This window comes from Sphingobacterium sp. UDSM-2020, assembly GCF_016132525.1.
GTDB classification, from domain to species: domain Bacteria; phylum Bacteroidota; class Bacteroidia; order Sphingobacteriales; family Sphingobacteriaceae; genus Sphingobacterium; species Sphingobacterium anhuiense.
This window is the reverse complement of sequence record NZ_CP066166.1, coordinates 1,042,581-1,065,887: the sequence shown is the minus strand read 5'-3', so window position 1 is coordinate 1,065,887 and position 23,307 is coordinate 1,042,581. Positions and strand designations below refer to the sequence as shown.

The 23,307-nt window shown below is 37.9% G+C and carries 33 protein-coding genes; all 33 read left to right on the top strand.

Annotated features, from left to right (window positions below; translation table 11 throughout):
- The first annotated feature begins 86 nt into the window (after positions 1–86).
- The 33 genes from JAZ75_RS04575 (at position 87) to rplQ (ending at position 23,205) form a co-directional block, all read left to right on the top strand.
- The gene (locus JAZ75_RS04575; protein ID WP_208700418.1) at positions 87–3,368 is read left to right on the top strand and encodes a SusC/RagA family TonB-linked outer membrane protein; all 3,282 of its coding nucleotides are present in this window, start codon (positions 87–89) and stop codon (positions 3,366–3,368) included.
- A gap of 12 nt (positions 3,369–3,380) precedes the next feature.
- Positions 3,381–5,141, top strand: coding sequence for a RagB/SusD family nutrient uptake outer membrane protein (locus JAZ75_RS04570; protein WP_208700417.1), 1,761 nt, complete (start codon positions 3,381–3,383; stop codon positions 5,139–5,141).
- Positions 5,142–5,308: 167 nt separating this feature from the next.
- Entirely contained in the window at positions 5,309–6,577 is a 1,269-nt protein-coding gene (locus JAZ75_RS04565) for a DUF2264 domain-containing protein (RefSeq protein ID WP_183916272.1), read from the top strand.
- Between the two features lie 24 nt (positions 6,578–6,601).
- Positions 6,602–7,876 carry a glycoside hydrolase family 88 protein gene (locus JAZ75_RS04560; RefSeq protein ID WP_132771542.1) on the top strand — a complete coding sequence of 425 codons (1,275 nt, stop codon included), beginning with the start codon at positions 6,602–6,604 and terminating at the stop codon, positions 7,874–7,876.
- A 374-nt stretch (positions 7,877–8,250) separates the two neighbouring features.
- Positions 8,251–8,868, top strand: coding sequence for a 50S ribosomal protein L3 (gene rplC, locus JAZ75_RS04555; protein ID WP_132843571.1), 618 nt, complete (start codon positions 8,251–8,253; stop codon positions 8,866–8,868).
- A gap of 3 nt (positions 8,869–8,871) precedes the next feature.
- Positions 8,872–9,501, top strand: a complete 630-nt coding sequence (rplD, locus tag JAZ75_RS04550; protein ID WP_021189656.1) for a 50S ribosomal protein L4 — start codon at positions 8,872–8,874, stop codon at positions 9,499–9,501.
- 1 nt (position 9,502) lies between these two features.
- On the top strand, positions 9,503–9,793 hold the full coding sequence (gene rplW, locus JAZ75_RS04545) for a 50S ribosomal protein L23 (protein WP_021189655.1): 291 nt from the start codon (positions 9,503–9,505) through the stop codon (positions 9,791–9,793).
- Positions 9,794–9,799: 6 nt separating this feature from the next.
- Positions 9,800–10,627: a 50S ribosomal protein L2 gene (rplB, locus tag JAZ75_RS04540; protein ID WP_021189654.1), complete on the top strand. Its 828-nt coding sequence runs from the start codon at positions 9,800–9,802 to the stop codon at positions 10,625–10,627.
- The gene (gene rpsS, locus JAZ75_RS04535) at positions 10,627–10,893 is read left to right on the top strand and encodes a 30S ribosomal protein S19 (protein WP_021189653.1); all 267 of its coding nucleotides are present in this window, start codon (positions 10,627–10,629) and stop codon (positions 10,891–10,893) included. The genes rplB and rpsS overlap by 1 nt, the downstream gene beginning before the upstream one ends.
- A 6-nt stretch (positions 10,894–10,899) precedes the next feature.
- Positions 10,900–11,334: a 50S ribosomal protein L22 gene (rplV, locus tag JAZ75_RS04530; RefSeq protein WP_021189652.1), complete on the top strand. Its 435-nt coding sequence runs from the start codon at positions 10,900–10,902 to the stop codon at positions 11,332–11,334.
- 11 nt (positions 11,335–11,345) lie between these two features.
- Positions 11,346–12,137 (top strand): 30S ribosomal protein S3, encoded by a 792-nt coding sequence (gene rpsC, locus JAZ75_RS04525; protein WP_021189651.1) that lies wholly within the window; start codon positions 11,346–11,348, stop codon positions 12,135–12,137.
- A 57-nt stretch (positions 12,138–12,194) separates the two neighbouring features.
- On the top strand, positions 12,195–12,617 hold the full coding sequence (gene rplP, locus JAZ75_RS04520) for a 50S ribosomal protein L16 (RefSeq protein ID WP_021189650.1): 423 nt from the start codon (positions 12,195–12,197) through the stop codon (positions 12,615–12,617).
- A 92-nt stretch (positions 12,618–12,709) separates the two neighbouring features.
- Complete coding sequence (gene rpmC / locus JAZ75_RS04515) at positions 12,710–12,928, top strand: 50S ribosomal protein L29 (protein ID WP_021189649.1); 219 nt, start codon at positions 12,710–12,712, stop codon at positions 12,926–12,928.
- A 12-nt stretch (positions 12,929–12,940) separates the two neighbouring features.
- Entirely contained in the window at positions 12,941–13,195 is a 255-nt protein-coding gene (gene rpsQ, locus JAZ75_RS04510; protein ID WP_021189648.1) for a 30S ribosomal protein S17, read from the top strand.
- Between the two features lies 1 nt (position 13,196).
- Positions 13,197–13,565: a 50S ribosomal protein L14 gene (rplN, locus tag JAZ75_RS04505; RefSeq protein WP_021189647.1), complete on the top strand. Its 369-nt coding sequence runs from the start codon at positions 13,197–13,199 to the stop codon at positions 13,563–13,565.
- A 2-nt stretch (positions 13,566–13,567) separates the two neighbouring features.
- Positions 13,568–13,915, top strand: coding sequence for a 50S ribosomal protein L24 (gene rplX, locus JAZ75_RS04500; protein ID WP_132771540.1), 348 nt, complete (start codon positions 13,568–13,570; stop codon positions 13,913–13,915).
- The gene (gene rplE / locus JAZ75_RS04495; RefSeq protein WP_132771539.1) at positions 13,915–14,484 is read left to right on the top strand and encodes a 50S ribosomal protein L5; all 570 of its coding nucleotides are present in this window, start codon (positions 13,915–13,917) and stop codon (positions 14,482–14,484) included. The genes rplX and rplE overlap by 1 nt, the downstream gene beginning before the upstream one ends.
- Complete coding sequence (rpsN, locus tag JAZ75_RS04490) at positions 14,477–14,746, top strand: 30S ribosomal protein S14 (protein ID WP_021190937.1); 270 nt, start codon at positions 14,477–14,479, stop codon at positions 14,744–14,746. The genes rplE and rpsN overlap by 8 nt, the downstream gene beginning before the upstream one ends.
- 134 nt (positions 14,747–14,880) lie before the next feature.
- Entirely contained in the window at positions 14,881–15,282 is a 402-nt protein-coding gene (gene rpsH / locus JAZ75_RS04485) for a 30S ribosomal protein S8 (RefSeq protein ID WP_232789439.1), read from the top strand.
- Positions 15,283–15,302: 20 nt separating this feature from the next.
- On the top strand, positions 15,303–15,857 hold the full coding sequence (gene rplF, locus JAZ75_RS04480) for a 50S ribosomal protein L6 (protein WP_021190939.1): 555 nt from the start codon (positions 15,303–15,305) through the stop codon (positions 15,855–15,857).
- Positions 15,854–16,216 carry a 50S ribosomal protein L18 gene (gene rplR, locus JAZ75_RS04475; protein WP_183916730.1) on the top strand — a complete coding sequence of 121 codons (363 nt, stop codon included), beginning with the start codon at positions 15,854–15,856 and terminating at the stop codon, positions 16,214–16,216. Before rplF ends, rplR begins: the two co-directional genes overlap by 4 nt.
- Before the next feature lie 11 nt (positions 16,217–16,227).
- Positions 16,228–16,746: a 30S ribosomal protein S5 gene (rpsE, locus tag JAZ75_RS04470; RefSeq protein WP_132771537.1), complete on the top strand. Its 519-nt coding sequence runs from the start codon at positions 16,228–16,230 to the stop codon at positions 16,744–16,746.
- A gap of 5 nt (positions 16,747–16,751) precedes the next feature.
- A complete protein-coding gene (rpmD, locus tag JAZ75_RS04465; RefSeq protein ID WP_021190941.1) occupies positions 16,752–16,931 on the top strand; it encodes a 50S ribosomal protein L30 in 180 nt (59 codons plus the stop codon).
- 114 nt (positions 16,932–17,045) lie between these two features.
- A complete protein-coding gene (gene rplO / locus JAZ75_RS04460) occupies positions 17,046–17,492 on the top strand; it encodes a 50S ribosomal protein L15 (protein WP_132771536.1) in 447 nt (148 codons plus the stop codon).
- A gap of 3 nt (positions 17,493–17,495) precedes the next feature.
- Complete coding sequence (secY, locus tag JAZ75_RS04455) at positions 17,496–18,833, top strand: preprotein translocase subunit SecY (protein ID WP_038695510.1); 1,338 nt, start codon at positions 17,496–17,498, stop codon at positions 18,831–18,833.
- A 9-nt stretch (positions 18,834–18,842) separates the two neighbouring features.
- Positions 18,843–19,625, top strand: coding sequence for a type I methionyl aminopeptidase (gene map / locus JAZ75_RS04450; RefSeq protein WP_208700416.1), 783 nt, complete (start codon positions 18,843–18,845; stop codon positions 19,623–19,625).
- A 74-nt stretch (positions 19,626–19,699) separates the two neighbouring features.
- A complete protein-coding gene (infA, locus tag JAZ75_RS04445) occupies positions 19,700–19,918 on the top strand; it encodes a translation initiation factor IF-1 (protein ID WP_002997456.1) in 219 nt (72 codons plus the stop codon).
- 45 nt (positions 19,919–19,963) lie between these two features.
- Positions 19,964–20,080: a 50S ribosomal protein L36 gene (rpmJ, locus tag JAZ75_RS04440; protein ID WP_038702005.1), complete on the top strand. Its 117-nt coding sequence runs from the start codon at positions 19,964–19,966 to the stop codon at positions 20,078–20,080.
- Positions 20,081–20,107: 27 nt separating this feature from the next.
- Complete coding sequence (gene rpsM / locus JAZ75_RS04435) at positions 20,108–20,485, top strand: 30S ribosomal protein S13 (RefSeq protein ID WP_132771534.1); 378 nt, start codon at positions 20,108–20,110, stop codon at positions 20,483–20,485.
- Between the two features lie 10 nt (positions 20,486–20,495).
- Positions 20,496–20,885, top strand: a complete 390-nt coding sequence (rpsK, locus tag JAZ75_RS04430) for a 30S ribosomal protein S11 (protein WP_021190946.1) — start codon at positions 20,496–20,498, stop codon at positions 20,883–20,885.
- Between the two features lie 58 nt (positions 20,886–20,943).
- Positions 20,944–21,552, top strand: a complete 609-nt coding sequence (rpsD, locus tag JAZ75_RS04425; protein WP_021190947.1) for a 30S ribosomal protein S4 — start codon at positions 20,944–20,946, stop codon at positions 21,550–21,552.
- 91 nt (positions 21,553–21,643) lie between these two features.
- Positions 21,644–22,636 carry a DNA-directed RNA polymerase subunit alpha gene (locus tag JAZ75_RS04420; RefSeq protein ID WP_108159147.1) on the top strand — a complete coding sequence of 331 codons (993 nt, stop codon included), beginning with the start codon at positions 21,644–21,646 and terminating at the stop codon, positions 22,634–22,636.
- A 71-nt stretch (positions 22,637–22,707) separates the two neighbouring features.
- Complete coding sequence (rplQ, locus tag JAZ75_RS04415; protein ID WP_132843578.1) at positions 22,708–23,205, top strand: 50S ribosomal protein L17; 498 nt, start codon at positions 22,708–22,710, stop codon at positions 23,203–23,205.
- Positions 23,206–23,307 lie beyond the last annotated feature (102 nt).

Sequence of the window (23,307 nt, the reverse complement as noted above, 5' to 3'; positions counted from 1 at the left end):
AAATCACCCTATTAAATGACCGCACTTAATCAATTTTGAGCTTGTTAAATAACCAATTTTTAATTATAAAACCAATTTCCTAAAGTATGGCTAAGTTTTACGCAATAGGATTGTCCGCGATGACACTATTTTCTGTAGGTACAGTTCACGCCCAGCAGAAAGTAAATGTAACGGGACAAATCAAAGACAGTCAAGGAACACCATTATCAGGTGTAACAATTCGTGAGAAGGGGGGGACGCTCTCTACTTCCACAAATGGATCGGGAACATATTCCTTATCTGTGAACCCTAACGCAACGCTAGTAATTTCTTATGTAGGATACCAAAATCAAGAGATTGTGCTAAATGGCCGCAATGCCATTAATGTAACGTTGGAAAGTGCCAGCTCGGCGATTGATGAGGTTGTTGTTGTGGGGTATGGGCAACAGAAGAAATCCAAACTATTGGGTTCTGTTGCAACTATCGATGGAAAAAAACTGGAAAGCAGGGCTGTGACGAATGTATCCTCGGCCTTGTCGGGGCTGGCTGCCGGTGTTCAGGTGAAGGTCGGCAATGGTAAGCCTGGTAGTGATGGAGCAACCATTCGCGTACGCGGTACAGGTACCATGAACAATAATGATGCTTTGGTGATTATTGACGGTATTCAAGGGGTAATGGATGCTGTAAATCCAGAAGATATTGAAACAATATCGGTATTAAAAGACGCTTCTTCGGCAGCGATCTATGGTGCGAGGGCTGCTAATGGAGTTATTGTCATTACGACAAAGAAAGGAAAAGTCGGACAAGCACCGCAAATAAAATATTCAGGTTTATTTTCGCGAACGACACCAAGCGCGAAGCCTGAATTTTTAAGCGATTATTTGAGGCATATGAGCTTGTTTCAGGAAGCTGCAGAAAATATAGGCGAGAAAGGTCCATATACGCAAAGTGCTATTGATACCTGGACAGCGGCAAATGCTGATCCAAATGGTATGACCGCTCAGGGCATACCAAATTACGTCGCATTTCCCAATACCAATTGGGGAGATTGGATTTATGAGAACGCGTGGTTAAAGAGTCATAATGTCAGTGTTTTAGGAGGTAGTGAAAATATCCGCTATAACCTATCTGGAAGAATACAAGACAACCCAGGCATAATGCACAACACAGGCATGAAGCGCTACGAAGGGCGTGTGAATCTGGAGACCGATATTACCAACTTCCTTACAGTAGGTACACAGACATTTATTCTGAAAGAAGATCGTTCTATGGCTTCCGATGCCAATCTGTATAATTTCTTACGGCAAACGACACCGGGTATTTACCCAATGTATGACGGTAAGTTTGGAAGTGCTGTACTCAGCTCAGGTGAATCATCACAGCTGAACAATTTAATGACCTATCTTTACGATAATAAGGGAAGCAATGAGCGTACACGATTCAACACGACCTTATTTGCTAATGTTAAACTTTGGAAGGGTTTGACATTTGAAACGAAATTTAACTATCAGAGCCGATTTGATGAAGTGAAAACCTGGTCTGATCCGTCACCACGCTATGACTTTTCAACCATGACGATTACATCGACACCTGTTAATCTTGCGACTTCGACGACTGGACAGTCTTATGGTAAAATTTACAGAAAATCTTTCGATAACGTATTGCGTTATAATACGACGATTGGTAAACATACGATTGGCGCATTAGTTGGTCATAATGAATTTTATTACAACGATTCCGGATTTAGTGCTTCTCGAAAAGGATTGATCGATGCGACCATTACCAATATCGGTACAGGAACGGAGATGAACAGTATCTCTGGAGGGGAATCTGATAACTCCATGCGTTCCTTTTTTGGTCGTGCTAGCTATGACTACGATGCAAAATATTTAGCAGAATTCAGTTTACGTCGGGATGGGGCTTCAAAATTTGGACGGGGACGAAAATACGGTACATTCCCTTCTGCTTCTGTTGGTTATATATTATCTAAAGAGTCGTTTATGGAAGCCGTTAATCCTTACGTACAGGATATTAAACTTCGGGCTTCATGGGGTAAATTGGGGAATGATGGCGGAGATGATTTGAATGTTTACGGCTGGCACGGAGTATATGGTTCGGTGGGGTATTCATTTAATGGAGCTCAAGCCAACGGATTAGCATTGTCACGTTTTGGCAATAACTTGTTGCAATGGGAAGATTCCGAAAATAGAGAGCTTGGATTGGAATTTGCAACATTAAACCGTCGTGCATCTGTGGAACTAAGTTTATACGATCGTAAAACTTCAAACATTATTCGTACAGCACAAATGCCAATTACGGCTGGTACCGCTAGTGGCCCTTATTACAACCAAGCCGCTATGCGTAATAAAGGAATTGAGCTCAATCTAAACTGGCGGGATAAGATTGGGGATTTTAGTTATAACATCGGTGGTAATTTCTCATATAATAAAAATAAAGTCACGGAATATGAGGGTAAGCTGGTTCAAGGTATGGTTGATGACGGAACGGGAAAAATGGTCTGGAATACTAACTTGGGTGATGTATCCACAGGCGGTGTAAACCGGAGACTTGAGGGATACCAGCTGGATGAATTCTATCTACGCCAAGTATATAGAGGTGATGGAAGTTCTTTTAATGCCGATGGTTCGGTTAATATCAATGGTGGACCTACCACAGGGATGATCCGTACGGATCAGGATTACGAATGGGCAAAAGCAATGAAAGCTGCTGGCTATTCTTTTATAACCTCATCCCAAGCTATTGCGGATAGTTATGGTGCGAATGCACGTATGTATTATGGAGACTTGGTCTATGCCGATCGGAACGGAGATGGTATTTATGGAAATAATGCCGATCAGTACTTTACTGGGACGTCGACAAGTCCTAAATATATCTATGGATTCAATCTTGGGTTCTCTTATAAAGGTCTGGATATGTCTATGATTTGGGCAGGAGAGGCTGGAGGACAGTATTACTGGACAGATATTGGTTATAATAATAATGTGTTGATTCTTGGTAACCAAGTGACCACTCGTATTGCAGATGATCATTATTTCTATAACCCGGCGGCACCAAATGATCCACGTACCAATCAAAATGGATATTTCCCTAGATTGAAATATGGCACTTCAGCGGAAAATATCAATAATCAAGCAAGCGATTATTGGTTATATAAGGCAAATTTTTTAAAACTTAGAAATTTACAAGTAGGTTATACGTTTGATAAGAAACTAACTGAAAAAATTAAAGTACGGAGCTTACGGGTATTTTTTACAGGTGAAAATCTACTGATGGTTACGGACTTTCCAGGGTTAGATCCAGAAGTTGGTGCAGGAGCAGAATATCCAACAATGAAACAGTTTGCTTTTGGTTTGAATATTGGATTCTAAAATAGAAATATCATGAAAAATAATATAAAAAAATATAATTTGTGGAGTAAAAAAATACTGCTTTGCGTGACTATCGGTTCTGCAATATTGTTTTCTTCTTGTCAGAAGGATTTATTGGATACTGTCCCTAAAACACAGGTATTAACCAATAATATGTGGTTAACAGAAAATCTTACCGACCAAGGTGTAAATGGTGTTTATCATGGGTTGCGTTTAGGTCAGATGTTGTATGTATATGACACATACGCGACTCTTCAGGGGAGGGACAATTCAACCTTGATGAACGCAACGGCTACTGCGTCATCGGGTATTTTTTCATCTACCTGGCAAAATTTGTATGAGGGTGTTCACCGAAGTAATAATGCGATCTATGGTATCGCCAATGTGTCACCTGTAGGTGCTGAAAAGAAAGCAAGATTGCTTGCAGAGATGAAATTTTTGCGCGCGTTCTATTATTATCGGTTAAATCAACTGTATAAAGGAGTCCCCATTTACACTGAACCAATCGAGTGGGATAAGGTGGATAAACCAAGAAGTACAGAAAAAGAAGTCTGGGATTTGATTATTAAAGATCTAACAGATTGTATCAATGAACCTTTATTGTCAAATCGTTATGATAAAGGAAAGGCCGAGTTTGGGCGAGTGACTAAATCTGCAGCATATGCGCTTCGTGGTAAGGTGTATATGTATACGCAAGAATGGACAAAAGCCATTGCCGACTTTGAGCAAGTCAAAAATATGGGACATACCTTATTTGGTAATTATGCCAATCTGTTTAAAGGTGATAATGAGCAAAGTCCTGAAATTATATTTAGTATCCAGAATATCGCTTTGGCAGGATATGGTTCAGATTACCAATTCAGGTTTGGATCACGATCAGCTTTTGGATCCAATTGGAATACCTATTTGGTACATCCCGATGCGGTAGATCGCTATCAACGTAAAGATGGTGCTAAATTTGATTGGGATGATTACCTACCAGGTTATAATCAGATGGCACCGGGCCAAAGGGAGGTGTTTTTCTTACGGAATAATTTAACCCCTGCTGAAATATCGAACATTGAAAAACGGACTACAAATAAGCTTGATATGTCTTTGTATTTGCCTACGGGTAATGAAGAACGCCTTAAGAAAGCCTATGAAGATAGAGATCCGAGGTTAGTAAGCAACGTGATTTTACCATATTCTACTTTTGTAGGAGCAAACGGTGCGACAGACCAAACCTTCACTTCAAGATGGCCATATCGGCAAGAATTTGGTGGTGTGTTTGACTTGAGAACGGATATTGTCCCTAATTTCTACTATTACCCACGTAAGTTTGTTTATGAGGGAGCTAACCCAGGTATTCCCAATAGAGAGGCAGGGGCTTATGATTATATTGTGATGCGATATGCAGATATTCTTTTATTATGGGCAGAAGCATTGAATGAATCGAAAAAGCCTGGTGAAGCTGTGTTAAAAGTAAATGAGGTAAGAAAACGTGCCGGAGTTGGAGAATTACTATTAGGGATAGGTGAGCAGGATCTCAGAAAAGAAATTCGTGAAGAACGCCGTCGTGAATTGATGTGTGAAGGTGTTATCTACTTTGACGAGTTGCGATGGAAAACATTGAAAGAAACATCTTTTTACACAGGAAATGGTATTAAACAGGCATGGGGAGGAGTTGTTTCGCCGTATGACTGGCGAGGTGATCAACTTTATACATGGCCAATCCCACAAGTGGAACGGGAACGAAACACATCATTGACACAAAACAGTGGCTGGGATGATTAAGAAATAAAGAAAGATTTTTCTTTTCTTGTAAAGAACTTGTTATCAATCGCTCTAGCAAACGATTGCACGAGCGATTGATTCTTTTTAGTTTGTTTTTCTGTGTTAAAATAAAGATTTTTCATGTTTTGTGTGCTTGTTGAGCACACATTATTTATAAACCATTATCGATGAAGAGAAGATCTGTATTAAAATTGTTAGGCGGTGCTGGCGTTGGTGCATTGACGGCATCGTTGCCAATGGGGGCGAAGGCAAGTGTTTTATCTGATGAAGGCATAAGTTATGCAGGGAATGATCGTGCTTATTGGGTTTCAATACTAAGCAAGATGGCTACACCTATATTGGATAATATCAGTAAACAGCAATGGCACAAAAAGATGCCGATGGAGGTAAGTCCTACTTTTGACAGTAGAGATCCGGGCGTTGGATACCTCGAGGCTTTCGGTCGACTGCTGGCAGGTATGGCCCCTTGGCTGGCTTTACCTGATGATAGCTCCGAAGAAGGAAAGCTACGTAAAAAATTACGTGATCAGGCCTTATTGGGGATTCAATATGGTGTAAATCCTCAATCCCCGGATTATTTTACATGGCGAGGTCCTTCATCGCAAACACTGGTAGATGCAGCACATCTCGCCCTTGCGTTTCTAAGGGCACCCAAGGCACTGTGGGAACCATTGGATCAGGTAACAAAGAAAAGGGTTGTCGAAGAATTTAAACTACTACGTAAAATTAAACCTAATGAAAGTAACTGGTTGCTTTTTGCGGCCATGACTGAGACGTTTTTACATTATACCGGTGAGGAGTGCGCACGAGAAAAAATAGATTATGCTGTAAATAAATTTGATACAGAATGGTATGTGGGCGATGGGTGGTATAGTGATGGTGCTCACTTTAGTTTCGATCATTACAATGGTTACGTTATTCACAATATGCAGGTTGAAGCACTGCGCCATAATATAAACGTAGATAAGAAATACAAAGAAATGTTTGATCGTGCTTATAAAAGGATGCAGCGATATGCACATCACTTGGAACGCATGATTTCCCCAGAAGGTTATTATATGGTAGTTGGTCGCTCTTCAACATATAAGAATGCTGCTTTTCAACCCCTGGCTGCAGTGGCTCTTGAAAATAGGCTGCCAGAGGATATTTCTAAGGGTCAGGTGCGAGCTGCCTTAACTGCAATACTGAGACATATTTATATTGATAAGACTTTTTCACCTTCTGGATGGCTTAGTATGGGAGTAGTTGGTGACCAGCAGCAGAATTTGGCAGATTACTATACGAATGCTGGCTCTATGTATGTAGCTTCTTTATCCTTCCTTCCTCTCGGATTGCCGGCTAATGATGAATTTTGGACTTGTAGTCCAGAAAAGTGGACTTCGCAAAAGTGCTGGAATGCGGAACAGTTTCCGAAAGATTATTATGTAAATTATTAAAAACTCAAAAAAATAACGTTTTAAATGAACATTCGAAATTATTTAATCCTATTTGGAATAGTAGGATTTGCTCTTCAAGGGGTTTCGTGCCAGACTAAAAGAGGGCTTGCCAAGAATAAGTTAAACCTTGATTCAGCTTTTGTGAATGAAAATCTGGAAGATGCAAAAAAACAAATTAGTTACCTCGCTGCTTCTGTTAAAGAAGCCGATATTCCTACGACTTTCCAAAATGGTAAATATGTGAATTGGGGGTCTAGTTGGTGGTGTTCTGGTTTTTATCCAGGTACTGTATTGTATCTTTACGAATATTCGAATGATACGAAATTGTTAGATGAGGCTAAACGAAAGTTGAAATATTTAGAAAAAGAAAAGAATAATAAAGGTACGCATGACCTGGGTTTTATGCTTTACTGCAGTTTTGGAAATGCATTAAGATTGACAAATGATTCTAGTGCTTATAAGAATGTGCTGAGTACAGGTGCTGCTTCTTTGGCTACACGTTATAAGGATGCGACAAAAACTATTCGATCATGGGATGGTGGTAAGAATTGGGATGGGCAATCGTGGACTTATCCGGTTATTATAGATAATATGATGAATTTAGAGTTTTTAATTGAGGTATCCAAGATGACAGGTAATTCAAGTTATGCTGACATCGCAATTAAACATGCGGATGCAACAATGATCAATCATTATAGAAAAGACTATAGTTCTTATCATGTTGTTGATTATAACAGTAAGGATGGAAGTATAATCTCGAAGAAGACTGCGCAAGGGGCTTTTGATGAATCAGCTTGGTCTAGAGGCCAAGCCTGGGGTTTGTATGGATATACCATGATGTTTAGAGAAACTAAGGATCAAAAATATCTACGACAGGCACGAAATATTGCAAATTTTTATTTGAATCATCCAAATTTGCCCCAAGATTTAATTCCGTACTGGGACATGGATCAAAATAAATTAAGTGCTTCAAGTAAATATTACAAACAGAAAGATCTGCGTGATGTATCAACTGCTGCTGTAATGGCTTCTGCTTTATTGGAACTTGCTCAATATACTGATGGGGCTGAAAGTCAATTATATATTGTCAAAGCAGAACAAATGTTGCGATCATTATCTTCTAAACCTTATAAGGCGGAGTATAAGGAAGCTGGTGGTTATATACTGAAACATAGTGTGGGATCTATTCCACATGAGACAGAAGTTGACGTTCCCTTGACTTATGCGGACTATTATTATGTAGAAGCTTTAGTCCGATATAAAAGACTGTTGGATGGGCAGTCTGTCATTAAAATGTAGATTATTGTTAATTTAAAAAGGCACATGAACTATCCGCAGCTTATATGCTATGGATAGTTTTTTTGAGTTTTTTATGTTTGTATTGGTTGTATAATATCTTATTATTTCCCATTAAGCTCTGATAATTTATCTTCTTATTATATATTATTGAATTCGGATGCTCACTTACTGTTCTTGTTATTTCTCAATTTATTTTAATATCTCGATTAGTTAGTTTTTTAAATATTCGATCTAGACAAAAAAATAAAAAAATAATGTGCTAATAATTTGGTAGTTAGAAATTTCTTCGTACTTTTGCAATCCCTTATTGGGGGAAATACGTCTTGAGCGAAGCCCTACTGCTTCGATGGACTTTTAATTAATTAATTTACAACATGTCAGGTATTATTGGAAAAAAAGTAGGAATGACAAGCCTGTTTGATGCAGAGGGAAAAAACATTCCGTGTACTGTTATTCAAGCTGGTCCGTGCGTGGTTACGCAGATACGTACGGAAGAGAAAGATGGCTACGCTGCTGTTCAACTTGGCTTCGATGAAGCTAAAGAAAAGAACACAACGAATTCTTTAAAAGGGCACTTTGCGAAAGCAAATACAACGCCTAAGCGTAAGCTGGTAGAGTTTAAAACTTTCCCAGATGCAAAACAACTTGGTGACGTAGTTGACGTTACACTATTTGAAGAAGGGGAGTATGTTGACGTAGTCGGTACTTCTAAAGGTAAAGGTTTTCAAGGTGTAATGAAACGTCATGGATTTGGTGGTGTAGGTGGTGCGACTCACGGTCAGCACAACAGATTACGTGCTCCAGGTTCAATTGGTGCGGCTTCTTGGCCTTCACGTGTATTTAAAGGTATGCGTATGGCAGGTCGTATGGGTGGTGACAGAATTAAAGTTCAAAACTTACAAGTTTTGAAAGTTTATGCTGATCAAAACCTAATCGTTGTTAGTGGTTCCATCCCAGGAGCTAAAGGTTCTTATGTAGTTGTAGACAAATAGGAAATGGAAGTTAAAGTTTTAAATTTATCAGGTAAAGAAACAGGTGCCAAGGTGCAACTTCCTGAGTCGGTATTTGGGTTAGAGCCTAACGATCATGCGATCTATTTGGACGTGAAACAATACTTAGCGAATCAACGCCAAGGAACTCACAAATCTAAACAACGTAATGAAATCGCGGGTTCAACTCGTAAATTACACAAACAAAAAGGTACTGGTGGTGCTCGTGCGGGTTCTATCAAATCTCCATTGTTTAATGGTGGTGGTCGTGTATTCGGTCCTCAACCACGTGATTACAGTTTCAAATTGAATAAAAAATTGAAACAAGTAGCACGTAAATCAGCGTTAAGCTACAAAGCAATTGATAACAATGTTGTAGTATTGGATGAAGTTAAATTTGACTCAATCAAAACTAAAAATTATGTTGCTTTTGTAAATGCTTTGAATGTAGCAGATGAGAAAACTTTATTGGTTTTATCAGCGCAAGATAATAACGTTTATTTATCAAGCAGAAACTTGAAAAAAGTAAAAGTAACAACTGTAGATCAATTAAATACATATGATGTATTAAATGCGGCTAAGTTATTATTTACTACAGGTTCGCTTAAAACTTTGGAGGAGGCATTAGCTAAGTAATATGGACATTATTAAAAAACCTATCTTAACTGAGAAAGCTTCATTTTTAACGGAAAAATTAAACCGTTATGCTTTCAAAGTAGATCACAGAGCTAACAAAATTCAGATCAAAACAGCTATTGAGGCTATGTTTGGTGTTACTGTTCTTGCGGTTAATACTGCAGTAGTAGCAGGTAAAGCAAAAAGCCGTTACACAAAAGCAGGTTTCGTATCTGGTAGAGCTCCTAAGTATAAAAAAGCTGTCATTACAATTAAAGATGGCGAAACTATTGACTTTTACAGTACTATATAATTAGAGATGGCAGTTAAAAGATTCAAACCGGTAACCCCTGGTACTCGTTTCAGAGTAGGCGCTGACTATTCTGACGTAACAACTAATGTTCCTGAAAAATCATTAGTAGTTGGAAGCAACAAAAGATCGGGCGGTCGTAATAAATCCGGTAAAATGACTATGCGTTACATCGGTGGGGGACACAAGAAAGTATACCGATTAATAGATTTCAAACGCGATAAAAAAGATATCCCTGCAACAGTAGCTACAATTGAGTACGATCCAAACCGTACAGCACGTATTGCATTATTGCATTATGCTGATGGTGAGAAACGTTACATCATCGCTCCAGCTGGTTTAAAAGTTGGAATGACTGTAGTAGCAGGTGAAAAAGTTGCCCCAGAAGTAGGTAATACTATTCCATTAGCAAATATTCCATTGGGTTCTATCATCCATAACATTGAGTTGAACCCTGGTCAAGGTGGTTCAATCGCTCGTTCGGCTGGTACTTATGCGCAATTGTCTGCTCGTGATGGTAAATACGCTATTATTAAATTACCTTCAAGTGAAACACGTATGATCTTATTGACTTGCGTGGCTACAATCGGTTCGGTATCTAATCACGATAGAAGAATTGAAGTGTTAGGTAAGGCTGGTCGTAACCGTTGGTTAGGACGTCGTCCAAGAGTTCGTGGTGTAGCTATGAACCCTGTCGATCACCCTATGGGTGGTGGTGAGGGTCGTACCTCAGGAGGTCAGCCTCGTTCACGCACAGGTGTTTTAGCTAAAGGCTTCAAAACACGCGACAAGAAGAAAACATCGAATCGTTACATCATTGAGAGAAGGAAAAAATAATGGCTCGTTCAATTAAAAAAGGTCCTTATATCGATCACAACTTAGAAGGAAAAGTTCTTTCTATGAATGAAACTAACAAAAAGTCAGTTATCAAAACATGGTCTCGCAGATCAATGATTTCTCCTGATTTTGTTGGTCATACCTTTGCAGTGCACAACGGGAATAAATTTATCCCTGTTTATGTAACGGAAAACATGGTAGGTCACAAATTAGGCGAATTCGCTCCTACGCGTACATTCAGAGGCCACGCAGAAAAGAAAAAATAATAGGTAATGGAAGCAACAAAAAAACTTAAAAAGTCTGTTTTAATAAAACAGCGCAAAGAGCAAGAGAAAGCTCAAATAGGAGGAGCTTCTACTGCCAAATTATTAAATTGCCCTACTTCACCTCGTAAGATGCGTTTAGTAGTGGACTTAATTCGTGGCGAGAAAGTAGAGAATGCTTTATATATTTTGAAGCATACAAGCAAGGAAGCAGCAATCCGTGTAGAGAAATTATTATTATCTGCAATTAAAAACTGGGAAGCTAAAAACGAAGGTAAATCAGTTGAAGATAGTCAATTATACGTTAAAGAAGTATCAGTAGCAGGTGGTCGTCAATTGAAAAGATTACGTCCAGCTCCTCAAGGTCGCGGTTACAGAATTCGTAAACGTTCGAACCATGTTACTTTGATCGTTGACAGTAAATCTAACGTTGAACAAAACTAATTTATTGAGAAATGGGACAAAAAGCAAATCCAATAGGTAGCAGATTAGGAATCATCAGAGGTTGGGATTCTAATTGGTTCGGAGGAAAAAACTATGCCGATAAATTAGTAGAAGACGAAAAGATTAGAAAATATCTTTCTGTTCGTATAGCAAAAGGTGGTGTAGCAAAAGTTGTTATTGAAAGAACTTTAAAACGTATCACAGTAACTATTCATACAGCAAGACCTGGTATCGTTATCGGTAAAGGTGGTCAGGAAGTTGATAAGATTAAAGAAGAGTTAAAGAAAATCACTAAGAAAGATGTTCAAATTAACATTTTCGAGATCAAACGTCCTGAGTTAGATGCAAAATTAGTAGCTGAAGGTATCGCTAAGCAATTAGAGGCTCGTATTTCATTCCGTCGTGCAATGAAAACTACAATTGCTTCGACAATGCGTATGGGTGCTGAAGGTATCAAAGTAATGTGTTCTGGTCGTTTAGGTGGTGCTGAAATGGCACGTTCTGAGCAATACAAAGAAGGAAGAACTCCTTTACATACATTACGTGCTGATATCGACTATGCATTAGCTGAAGCATTAACTACTTACGGTAAAATCGGTATCAAAGTTTGGATCTGTAAAGGTGAGGTTTACGGTAAACGTGACTTATCTCCAAACATTGGTCAAGCTTCTGGTGTGAAAACGCGTGGTGGAAACGAAGGTGGTGCTGATCGCCGTGACAACCGTAAAGGTGGTCGTGGTGGTGACCGTCGTGGTGGAAACAATAATCGTGGTGGAAACAACCGTGGTGCAAAAAGAGATTAATTAATAATAAGATTTTAATATATCCCGTCTCTGGCGGGATTAAAATAGATAACGAACATGTTACAGCCAAAAAGAACAAAGTTCAGAAAGATGCAGAAAGGACGTATGAAAGGTAACGCTTCTCGTGGAGCAGAGTTAGCTTTCGGTTCATTCGGTATCAAATCATTGGAGGAAGCATGGATCACAAGCCGTCAAATCGAGGCAGCTCGTATTGCAGTGACACGTTACATGAAACGTGAAGGTCAAGTTTGGATCCGTATCTTCCCTGATAAACCTGTTACTAAAAAACCTGCAGAGGTACGTATGGGTAAAGGTAAGGGAGCTCCAGAATACTGGGTTGCCGTAGTCCGCCCAGGCCGTATGTTATTTGAAGCAGAAGGAGTATCTTTAGAAATTGCTAAAGAAGCTTTACGCCTTGCTGCTCAGAAACTTCCGGTTCAAACTAAGTTTGTTATACGTAGAGATTACGTAGAAGCATAAATCGTTGGTAATATCATTTTTTTAGCCTTAGGACCGTTACTCCTAAGGCTATATATAAACTAATGATAACCCAATATAACAACTGAAATAAAATGAAAAATTCAGAAATTTTAGAATTATCAACAGAGGATCTAGCTGCTCGTTTAGTACAAGAGAAAGCTGCCCTTAGCAAATTGAAATTTGCACATGCTGTTTCTGCAATTGAGAACCCTAATGTAATCAAAACGGCTCGTAGAGAAATCGCTCGTCTTAGTACGGAGTTGACTGCTCGTAAAGCTGCAGCTAAAAAAGAAACAGCCTCTGAGGCATAAATTAAAGTCGAAATGGAAAGACAATTAAGAAAAACAAGAATCGGCTTAGTAGTTAGCAATAAAATGGAGAAATCTATCGTAGTAAAGGTTGAGCGTAAAGTGAAACACCCTATCTATGGTAAATTCGTTAAAAAAACTACTAAATTTACTGCTCATGACGAAACTAATACCTGTGGTATCGGCGATACGGTATTAATTATGGAAACTCGTCCGCTGAGTAAGACTAAGAATTGGAGATTAGTAGAAATATTAGAAAGAGCTAAATAACATGGTACAACAGGAATCAAGACTAAATGTTGCTGATAACAGCGGAGCTAAAGAAGTTTTAGTAATCCGTGTGTTAGGTGGCACAGGTAAGCGTTATGCTTCGATAGGTGATAAAATTGTTGTTACCATCAAAAGCGCTTTACCTTCAGGAAACGTAAAAAAAGGTACTGTTTCTAAAGCTGTAGTTGTTAGAACTAAAAAAGAAATTCGTCGTAAAGATGGTTCTTATATTCGTTTTGATGACAATGCTGCAGTATTATTAAATAATAATGATGAACCACGTGGTACACGTATCTTTGGCCCAGTTGCTAGAGAATTACGTGAGAAACAGTTCATGAAAATTGTATCACTAGCACCGGAGGTTTTATAATTATGGCATACAAAAAAACAACAACAACTACACACAAAATCAAGATCAAAAAAGGTGATTTAGTGAAAGTTATCGCTGGTAACTCTAAAGGTGTTCAAGGAAAAGTATTGCAAGTTTTAGTGGATGCTAATAGAGCTGTTGTAGAAGGCGCTAATATCATCAAAAAACACACTAAACCAAGTGCGGCTAATCCTAATGGTGGTATTATTGAAAAAGAAGCAGCTATCCATATTTCTAACTTAGCTTTCATTGATCCTAAAACAGGAGCTCCTACACGTGTAGGTCGTAAAGTTAACGAAGATGGTAAAATTGTTCGTGTAGCAAAAAAATCAGGGGAGGAAATTAAATAATGACTTACGTACCAAGATTAAAAGTGAAATATGCGGAGGAAATCCGTACTGCACTTAAAGAAAAATTCCAGTATAAAAGTGTTATGCAGGTTCCTAAGCTTGAGAAAATCGTTGTTTCACAAGGTGTAGGTGCTGCTACTTCAGATAAGAAATTAATTGATAATGCTCTTTCAGAGTTAACATTAATTACTGGTCAACAAGCTGTTGCAACTAAATCGAAAAAAGATATCTCAAACTTTAAATTACGTAAAGGTATGCCTGTTGGTGCACGTGTTACTTTGCGTGATAACAACATGTATGAGTTCTTAGATCGTTTAATCGCTGTATCACTTCCACGTATTCGTGACTTCCGTGGTATCAATGATAAAGGTTTCGACGGTAGAGGTAACTACAACTTAGGTATTACTGAGCAAATCATTTTCCCTGAGATCAACATTGATAAAATCAACAAAATTCAAGGTATGGACATCACTTTCGTGACTAGCGCAGGAAACGATGTTGAGGCTTTAGAATTGTTGAAACAATTCGGTTTACCATTTAAAAATCAAAATACTAATAACAATGGCTAAGGAAGGATTAAAAGCTCGCGAAGTAAAACGCGCTAAATTAGTAGCTAAATTTGCTGACAAACGTGCTGCGTTAAAAGCTGCTGGTGATTATGCTGCATTAGATAAATTACCTAAGAATGCTTCTCCAGTTCGTTTACACAACCGTTGTAAATTAACAGGACGTCCTAAAGGATATATGCGTCAATTCGGTATCTCTCGTGTTACATTCCGTGAGATGGCGTTAGACGGTAAGATCCCGGGGGTTAAAAAAGCTTCTTGGTAATATCAAAAAAATAAGTAATTTTGCCCCAGCAAATCTTATATAAGATTTGCTAGGGTTTTTTACGTTAAAATTTATTAATCGATAAAAGGTCTGTCCCAAAGGTTGGGAAGGAAACCGTTGTCACAATTTTATATATAATGAATACAGATCCAATAGCGGATTACCTTACACGAGTAAGGAATGCCATTAAGGCCAACCACAGGGTTGTTGAAATTCCTGCATCGAACCTTAAAAAAGAAATTACTAAAGTTCTTTTTGATAAAGGTTACATTGCTAATTACAAATTTGAAGAGACTGGAGTTCAAGGCACAATTAAAATTGCTTTGAAATACAATCCTATTAGCAAGATCTCGGCTATTCGTACGTTGACACGTGTGAGTAAACCTGGTTTAAGAAAGTATGCAAGTGTTGAGACTATGCCTCGTGTTTTGAATGGTTTGGGTATCGCTGTTTTGTCAACTTCTAAAGGAGTTATGACAGACAAAGAAGCTCGCTTACAAAATGTTGGCGGTGAAGTTTTATGTTACGTTTATTAATCTAGGAAAATCACAAAGAAATGTCAAGAATTGGAAAAGCGCCTATCGCTATACCTGCTGGTGTAACGGTGACTGTATCTGACAAGAATTTAGTTACGGTAAAGGGCCCTAAAGGTGAATTAACACAACAAGTTGATCGTGACATTACAGTTGCTCAAGAAGATGGTAACATCGTTGTAACTCGTGCTACAGATCAAAAAAGACACAAAGCATTACACGGATTATACCGTTCTCTATTGAGCAACATGGTTGTCGGTGTAACTGAAGGATACAAAACTACTCAAGAATTAGTCGGTGTAGGTTACCGTGCAGCATGTACTGGTAATGTATTAGAGTTAACTTTAGGTTTCTCTCACCAGATTGTATTTATGTTGCCAAAGGAAATTACAGCAACAACTACTGCAGATAAAGGTAAAAATCCTACTATCACTTTAGAATCTATCGACAAACAATTAATCGGTCAAATTGCAGCGAAAATCCGCGGTTTCCGTAAACCAGAGCCATACAAAGGTAAAGGTATTAAGTTTGTAGGTGAAGTATTAAGAAGAAAAGCAGGTAAATCAGCTAAAAAATAATAACCATGGCAGGACATAAAGCATCTCGTAGAGAGAGAATCAAAAAAGGAATCAGAAAACACCTGGCTGGATCAACAGAGCGTCCACGCTTGTCAGTTTTTAGAAGTAATAAAGGTATCTACGCTCAGATTATTGATGATGTTGCAGGAAAGACATTAGTGTCAGCTTCTAGCACTTCAAAAGATTTTGCTGCTTCAGGCAACAAAGTTGAGCAGTCAAAAGCAGTAGGTAAATTGGTTGCAGAAAAAGCAGTTGCAGCTGGAATTAGTAAAGTAGTTTTTGACCGTAATGGGTACTTATACCATGGCCGTATCAAATCTTTGGCTGAAGGTGCTCGCGAAGGCGGTTTAGACTTTTAATCATAGAAGAAATGGCATTAAGCAATATAAAAAGAGTAAAATCAAGCGAGATTGAATTAAAAGATCGCTTAGTAAGTATCCAGCGTGTAGCTAAAGTTACTAAAGGTGGTCGTACTTTCAGTTTCTCTGCAATCGTGGTTGTAGGTGATGAAAACGGCATCGTTGGTTTCGGTTTAGGTAAAGCGAAAGAGGTTACTGAAGCAATTACGAAAGGAATTGATGACGCTAAGAAAAACTTAGTTAAAGTTCCTATTATCAAAGGTACTGTTCCTCACGCTCAATATGGTAAATATTCAGGTGGTTCAGTTTTGATTAAACCAGCAATCGCAGGTACAGGAGTTTTAGCAGGTGGTGCAATGCGTGCCGTATTAGAATCTGCAGGTATTAAAGACGTATTAGCAAAGTCATTAGGTTCATCTAACCCACACAACGTGGTAAAGGCAACTATTGACGCTTTAGCTAATATGCGTGATGCGTACACAGTAGCACAGCACCGCGGTGTCGATTTAAACAAAGTATTTAACGGTTAATTATCATGGCAAAAATTAAAATCACCCAGATAAAGAGCGTTATCGACAGAAGCGAGCGCCAAAAGAAAACTATTGAGGCATTAGGATTGAAAAGAATCAATCACTCAGTAGAAGTTGAAGCTACACCTGCTATTATTGGTATGGTGAGAAAAGTGAATCACTTAGTAGCAATCAGCACTATTTAATATTAGCATATGGAAAGGGCTTTAGGGTCTTTTCCATTACTTGCTATCAATCAATTTTTTAATAGTTAGGACCTGTTTAGTGAAAGCGAAGGCCTAACACAATTTAGTTTTAAAATGAACTTAAGTAATTTAAGACCTGCAAAAGGTTCCGTAAAAAATCGTAAACGTATTGGTCGTGGTACAGGTTCTGGTCGCGGTGGTACTTCTACACGTGGTCACAAAGGAGCAGGTTCTCGTTCAGGTCATAGTACAAAGATCGGTTTTGAAGGTGGTCAAATGCCTTTGCAACGTCGTGTGCCTAAATTTGGTTTCAAAAACTTAAACCGCGTAGAGTATAATGGTGTAAACTTAGATGCTTTGCAAGAATTAGTTGAGAAGCATAATTTGACTATTGTAACTTTGGAAGAATTAGTTGCTCATGGATTAGTAGCTAAGAAAGATAAAGTTAAGATCTTGGGTCGTGGTGAGTTGAAAGCAAAAGTTGAAGTTACAGCACATGCGTTCTCGGCTTCTGCTCAAGCAGCTATTGAAGCAGCAGGCGGTTCTATTGTTAAACTTTAATAAATGAAGAAACTAATCACAACCTTAACCAATATTTGGAAAATAGACGATTTACGTACACGTATTTTGAATACGTTGCTATTTCTTCTGATTTACCGTATTGGATGTCATATTGTATTACCTGGAGTTAATCCTCAAGCTTTGGCTTCCGGTCAAAAAGAAGGATTACTTGGGTTGCTAGATATGTTTGCAGGGGGGTCATTCTCTCGCTCAGCTATCTTTGCATTGGGTGTAATGCCTTATATCTCGGCATCCATTGTTGTTCAGTTACTGGGCATCGCGGTTCCTTATTTCCAAAAAATGCAGAAAGAGGGTGAAAGTGGTCGTACTAAAATGAATCAAATTACGCGCTATCTAACGTTAGCGATTACTTTGCTTCAAGCGTTTGCGTATGTTAGAACTCAAATTGAGCCTGCTGCGAAAACATTAGCAGATCCTATGTTCACTATTCTTACTGCAATAGTTTTGACAGCGGGTACTTTGTTTGTAATGTGGCTAGGAGAAAAGATTACTGATAAAGGTATTGGTAATGGTATTTCCTTGATCATTATGACTGGTATTATCGCACAATTGCCAAGTGGTATTACTGCGGAGTGGGTATCACGTATGAGTAAAGGTGGTGGTGGACCAATTCCATTATTATTGGAGTTTTTAGCTTTGTTCTTTGTCGTTGTATTTACAATTTTAATTGTACAAGGAGTTCGTAAGATTCCTGTTCAATATGCAAAGAAGATTGTTGGAAACAAACAAGTGGGTGGAGTAAGACAGTATATACCATTAAAGGTTAATGCTGCTGGTGTAATGCCAATCATTTTCGCGCAAGCGATTATGTTTGTGCCAATGAGTTTGGGTCAATTTTTCCCTAATCTTCAGTCTGATTTCTTAACATCGTTGAGTAACTATACATCTGTTGCTTATAATGTAACTTTTGCTGTTTTGATTATAGCATTTACATTTTTCTATACAGCAATTATGGTTAATCCTCAGCAGATGTCTGATGATATGAAGAAAAATGGTGGATTTGTTCCAGGTATCAAACCAGGTCTAGAAACAAGTAACTTTATTGATCGTGTGATTTCAAATATCACATTCCCGGGAGCAATTTTCCTTGCGATTATTGCTATATTACCTGCTATTGCAAGTTTATTCGGTATTAATAATCAATTTGCGCATTTCTACGGAGGTACGTCCTTATTGATTTTGGTAGGTGTTGTGTTGGATACTTTGCAACAAATTGAAAGCCACTTATTGATGCGTCACTATGACGGATTAATGAAAACTGGACGTATAAAAGGAAGAACTCCTGCGTCAGTTGAGGGTGTAGATCAGTCGGCAATTTAAATTCTTTAGATGTCTAAAGTATATTATAAATCAGAGGAAGAAATAGAGCAAGTGCGTTTGTCTGCAAATGTACTTTCGCAATTGCTTGGTGAAGTTGCTAAGGTTATTAAACCTGGTATCACCACCTTATCTCTTGATAAGTTAGCTTACGAGTTTATCCATGATAATGGTGGTACGCCTGCGTTCCTTAATTATCATGGATTTCCATACTCACTTTGTATTTCTGTTAACGATCAGATCGTTCATGGATTTCCAAGTGATTATATAATCAAAGATGGAGATCTTGTTTCTGTTGACGGTGGCGTAAATCTAAACGGTTTTATTAGTGATTCAGCCTACACTTTTGGTGTGGGTAATGTTACTGAAGGAGCGCAGCTGTTACTTGATGTAACAAAAGAATCTATGTACAAAGGCATAGAGCAAGCTGTAGCTGGAAAACGTGTTGGAGATATCGGTGCAGCTATACAGGAACATGTTTCTAAATATGGTTTTGGTATTGTACGAGAATTAGTTGGACATGGTGTCGGTTTTCATTTACATGAAAAACCTGAGGTGCCAAACTACGGTAAACGTGGTGCTGGTGCTAAGCTAGAGTCTGGTTTAGTTATTTGTATTGAACCAATGATCAACGCAGGAAAGGCAGGCGTGAAGTTTTGGGATGACGGATGGACAGTAAGTACTGTTGATGGTAAACTGTCGGCGCACTTCGAGCAAATGGTCGCTATTCGAAAAGGTGAACCCGATGTGCTGTTGACATTTGAACATGTAGAGAAAGTTTTAGGTGAAAAATAGTTGATTTTCAATTATTTTATATATCTTTGCACTCCTGTTTGCAGGCTATTTAACAAAATAATAATCAAGAATATATGGCTAAACAAGCCTCAATTGAACAAGATGGAATAATTAGAGAGGCACTTTCTAATGCTATGTTTAGGGTGGAATTGGAAAATGGGCATGAAATCATTGCTCATATTTCTGGTAAAATGCGTATGCACTATATCAAAATTTTGCCTGGGGATAAAGTTAAACTAGAAATGTCTCCTTATGATTTGACTAAAGGACGTATCACATACCGTTATAAATAACGGATTGGTAGTCTGATAGTGCAAGCTTTTGAAAATATTAAAATCATGAAAGTAAGAGCATCAATAAAAAAACGTAGCGCTGATTGTAAGATCATTCGTCGCAAAGGAAAAGTTTTTGTAATCAACAAAAAGAACCCTAAGTACAAACAACGTCAGGGTTAATTATTTAAAAATAATCGCTAAACATATATGGCAAGGATAGCAGGTATTGACTTACCTAAAAACAAAAGGGGTGTTATCGGCCTTACCTACATTTTTGGTATCGGTCGTACAACAGCAGAGCTTATCTTAGATAAGGCGGAAATCAGTCATGACATTAAAGTTCAAGATTGGAATGATGATCAGTTAGCAGCAATTCGTACTTTGATTTCTGATGAGATTAAAGTGGAAGGTGCTTTACGTTCTGAAATTCAATTAAACATTAAACGTTTAATGGATATCGGTTGTTACCGTGGATTACGTCACCGTAAGCATTTACCAGTTCGTGGTCAACGCACTAAAAACAACTCTCGTACTCGTAAGGGTAAACGTAAAACAGTTGCAAACAAGAAAAAGGCTACTAAATAAAAATTAAGAAATGGCTAAAACTAAAAAAGCTGCAAAAAAACGTATTGTTGTTATTGAGCCTGTTGGTCAAGCACACATCAATGCTACGTTTAATAATATCATTGTAACTTTGACTAATAATCAAGGTCAAACTATTTCTTGGTCAAGTGCTGGGAAAATGGGTTTTAGAGGGTCTAAAAAGAATACACCGTACGCGGCAGGACAAGCAGCAAATGACTGTGGAAAAGTTGCATACGATTTAGGTCTACGCAAAGTAGAAGTATTCGTAAAAGGACCTGGTGCTGGACGTGAGTCGGCTATCAGAACATTACAAACTGTTGGAATCGATGTGACTACTATCAAAGATATCACACCACTTCCTCACAACGGTTGTCGTCCTCCAAAACGTAGAAGAGTTTAATTAGGTTAAAGATAAGATTCATTAGCTAAAGGCTAATAGATACTTTAAGAGAAAAAAAATGGCTAGATATACAGGACCTAAGTCCAAAATTGCCCGTAAATTTAGAGAGCCGATTTTCGGCCCAGATAAAGCGTTAGAAAAAAAGAATTATCCTCCTGGACAACATGGAGCATCTAAACGCAGAGGTAAACAATCTGAATACGCTATTCAGTTGTTAGAAAAGCAAAAAGCAAAATACACTTACGGGGTGTTAGAGCGTCAATTCGCTAATTTGTTTGTTAAAGCTGCCTCAAAACAAGGTATTACAGGGGAGATCTTCTTGAAATTATTAGAAGCTCGTTTAGATAACACGGTATACCGTTTAGGTATTGCCCCTACTCGTTCTGCTGCACGTCAGTTAGTATCGCACAAACACATTACTGTTAACGGAGAATTAGTTAACATTCCATCATATAGCTTACGTCCAGGTGATGTAATCGCTGTTCGTGAGCGTTCTCAAACTCTTGAAACAATCACTGATTCAGTTGCTGGTAGAATCATCAACAAATACTCATGGTTGGAGTGGAATGCTAAAGAACTTACAGGAACTTTCTTAAGTTTTCCTGAGAGATCTGACATTCCTGAGAATATCAAAGAGAACTTAATCGTAGAGTTATACTCTAAATAATAAATAAAGTAGCAATATGCATAGTCCATTATGGATTATGCATATTCTATTGTATTGCAAGTATTATTACAAAAACTTTAAAAAGAAATAAATGGCAATTTTAGCATTTCAAAGACCGGATAAAGTTATCATGCAAAAATCTACAGATTTTGATGGTACGTTCGAATTTCGTCCATTGGAGCCTGGTTTTGGTGTAACCATTGGTAATGCTTTGCGCCGTATTTTATTGTCCTCATTAGAAGGATATGCAATTACGTCGATAAGGTTTTCAGGCGTTTCGCACGAATTTTCAACTATCAAAGGTGTAGTTGAAGACGTTACGGAGATCATTTTGAATTTGAAACAAGTTCGTTTTCAAAAAACTGGTGATCAAGGTGATAGCGAAAAGATATTTGTAGTAATCAATGGTCAAGAGCAATTCTCAGCTGGTGATATCACAAAATTCTCAAACAACTTTACAGTATTAAATCCTGATTTGGTTATCTGTAACATGGATAGCTCGGTTACAATTGAAGTAGAATTGAGCGTAGCTAAAGGTCGTGGTTATGTAAATGCTGATGAGAATAAAGTCGTTGATGGTCCTGTAGGATTAATCGCGATTGATTCGATCTTTACTCCGATTAAGAATGTTAAATTTACCATTGAGAACTACCGTGTAGAACAAAAAACTGACTACGAGAAATTGTTGTTAGATATTTCTACAGATGGTTCGATTCATCCAGAAGAAGCTTTAAAAGAAGCTGCTAAAATCTTAATTCAACACTTTATCTTATTCTCTGATGAGAATATGCTTCTTGAGTCTCAGACTAAAGAGGAAACTAAAGTTGTTGATGAAGAAATTTTACATATGCGTAAAATTTTGAAAATGGAATTAGTTGACTTAGATCTATCAGTTCGCGCATTGAACTGTTTGAAAGCTGCTGATATTCGCTCACTATCTGAATTAGTTACTTATGACGTAGCAGATATGTTGAAATTTAGAAACTTCGGTAAAAAATCATTAAGCGAAATCCAAGAATTGGTTAAATCGAAAGGTTTATCATTTGGAATGAACTTGTCTAAATATAAGTTAGACGAAGATTAATATATTAATAAGCGGCTTGTATATAATTCCCTCTGTGAAGAGACGGTATATACATTAAAATTAAATTAAAAATGAGACACGGAAAAAAAGTAAATCACTTAGGTCGTACTGACAGCCATAGAAAGGCAATGTTAGCTAACATGGCAACGTCATTAGTAAAACATAAACGTATTACAACAACTTTAGCAAAAGCAAAAGCGTTACGTAAATATGTTGAGCCTTTGATTACTAAATCTAAAAACGATACGACTCACTCTCGTCGTACTGTTTTCGCTTACTTAAAAGATAAAGAGGCTGTTACTATCTTGTTCCGTGAAATTTCGGAAAAAGTAGCTAATCGTCCAGGTGGTTATACACGTATTATCAAAATGGAAAATCGTTTAGGTGATAATGCTGAAATGGCATTCATCGAATTGGTAGACTATAATGAAATTTACGGTGCTAAAGCTGCTACTGAGAAAAAAGCAACTCGTCGTCGTGGTACTTCTAAGAAGAAAGCTGATACTACTGAAGAAGCTCCAGCTGAAACGGATGTTACTGCGTCTACAGAAGAAGAAAACAAAGACTAGTTCTTTAACTTTTTTAGATATAAAGCCTATCATGAAAATGATAGGCTTTTTTATTTTTAACGGATTTTTAGGAAGACTTAGCTATATTTGCAATGCATATCG

Excerpts from the sequence above, each read along its gene's own strand:
- rpsC (WP_021189651.1), top strand. The coding sequence starts at position 11,346 with ATGGGACAAAAAGCAAATCCAATAGGTAGCAGATTAGGAATCATCAGA.
- rplV (WP_021189652.1), top strand. The coding sequence starts at position 10,900 with ATGGAAGCAACAAAAAAACTTAAAAAGTCTGTTTTAATAAAACAGCGC.
- rplQ (WP_132843578.1), top strand. The coding sequence starts at position 22,708 with ATGAGACACGGAAAAAAAGTAAATCACTTAGGTCGTACTGACAGCCAT.
- rplN (WP_021189647.1), top strand. The coding sequence starts at position 13,197 with ATGGTACAACAGGAATCAAGACTAAATGTTGCTGATAACAGCGGAGCT.
- JAZ75_RS04420 (WP_108159147.1), top strand. The coding sequence starts at position 21,644 with ATGGCAATTTTAGCATTTCAAAGACCGGATAAAGTTATCATGCAAAAA.
- rplP (WP_021189650.1), top strand. The coding sequence starts at position 12,195 with ATGTTACAGCCAAAAAGAACAAAGTTCAGAAAGATGCAGAAAGGACGT.
- infA (WP_002997456.1), top strand. The coding sequence starts at position 19,700 with ATGGCTAAACAAGCCTCAATTGAACAAGATGGAATAATTAGAGAGGCA.
- map (WP_208700416.1), top strand. The coding sequence starts at position 18,843 with ATGTCTAAAGTATATTATAAATCAGAGGAAGAAATAGAGCAAGTGCGT.
- rplE (WP_132771539.1), top strand. The coding sequence starts at position 13,915 with ATGACTTACGTACCAAGATTAAAAGTGAAATATGCGGAGGAAATCCGT.
- JAZ75_RS04575 (WP_208700418.1), top strand. The coding sequence starts at position 87 with ATGGCTAAGTTTTACGCAATAGGATTGTCCGCGATGACACTATTTTCT.
- rpsD (WP_021190947.1), top strand. The coding sequence starts at position 20,944 with ATGGCTAGATATACAGGACCTAAGTCCAAAATTGCCCGTAAATTTAGA.
- rpsM (WP_132771534.1), top strand. The coding sequence starts at position 20,108 with ATGGCAAGGATAGCAGGTATTGACTTACCTAAAAACAAAAGGGGTGTT.
- rpmD (WP_021190941.1), top strand. The coding sequence starts at position 16,752 with ATGGCAAAAATTAAAATCACCCAGATAAAGAGCGTTATCGACAGAAGC.
- rplC (WP_132843571.1), top strand. The coding sequence starts at position 8,251 with ATGTCAGGTATTATTGGAAAAAAAGTAGGAATGACAAGCCTGTTTGAT.
- rplW (WP_021189655.1), top strand. The coding sequence starts at position 9,503 with ATGGACATTATTAAAAAACCTATCTTAACTGAGAAAGCTTCATTTTTA.
- rpsS (WP_021189653.1), top strand. The coding sequence starts at position 10,627 with ATGGCTCGTTCAATTAAAAAAGGTCCTTATATCGATCACAACTTAGAA.
- rpsQ (WP_021189648.1), top strand. The coding sequence starts at position 12,941 with ATGGAAAGACAATTAAGAAAAACAAGAATCGGCTTAGTAGTTAGCAAT.
- rplB (WP_021189654.1), top strand. The coding sequence starts at position 9,800 with ATGGCAGTTAAAAGATTCAAACCGGTAACCCCTGGTACTCGTTTCAGA.
- rplF (WP_021190939.1), top strand. The coding sequence starts at position 15,303 with ATGTCAAGAATTGGAAAAGCGCCTATCGCTATACCTGCTGGTGTAACG.
- rplX (WP_132771540.1), top strand. The coding sequence starts at position 13,568 with ATGGCATACAAAAAAACAACAACAACTACACACAAAATCAAGATCAAA.
- rpmJ (WP_038702005.1), top strand. The coding sequence starts at position 19,964 with ATGAAAGTAAGAGCATCAATAAAAAAACGTAGCGCTGATTGTAAGATC.
- secY (WP_038695510.1), top strand. The coding sequence starts at position 17,496 with ATGAAGAAACTAATCACAACCTTAACCAATATTTGGAAAATAGACGAT.
- rpsK (WP_021190946.1), top strand. The coding sequence starts at position 20,496 with ATGGCTAAAACTAAAAAAGCTGCAAAAAAACGTATTGTTGTTATTGAG.
- JAZ75_RS04560 (WP_132771542.1), top strand. The coding sequence starts at position 6,602 with ATGAACATTCGAAATTATTTAATCCTATTTGGAATAGTAGGATTTGCT.
- rpsE (WP_132771537.1), top strand. The coding sequence starts at position 16,228 with ATGGCATTAAGCAATATAAAAAGAGTAAAATCAAGCGAGATTGAATTA.
- JAZ75_RS04565 (WP_183916272.1), top strand. The coding sequence starts at position 5,309 with ATGAAGAGAAGATCTGTATTAAAATTGTTAGGCGGTGCTGGCGTTGGT.
- rplO (WP_132771536.1), top strand. The coding sequence starts at position 17,046 with ATGAACTTAAGTAATTTAAGACCTGCAAAAGGTTCCGTAAAAAATCGT.
- rplD (WP_021189656.1), top strand. The coding sequence starts at position 8,872 with ATGGAAGTTAAAGTTTTAAATTTATCAGGTAAAGAAACAGGTGCCAAG.
- rpsN (WP_021190937.1), top strand. The coding sequence starts at position 14,477 with ATGGCTAAGGAAGGATTAAAAGCTCGCGAAGTAAAACGCGCTAAATTA.
- JAZ75_RS04570 (WP_208700417.1), top strand. The coding sequence starts at position 3,381 with ATGAAAAATAATATAAAAAAATATAATTTGTGGAGTAAAAAAATACTG.
- rpmC (WP_021189649.1), top strand. The coding sequence starts at position 12,710 with ATGAAAAATTCAGAAATTTTAGAATTATCAACAGAGGATCTAGCTGCT.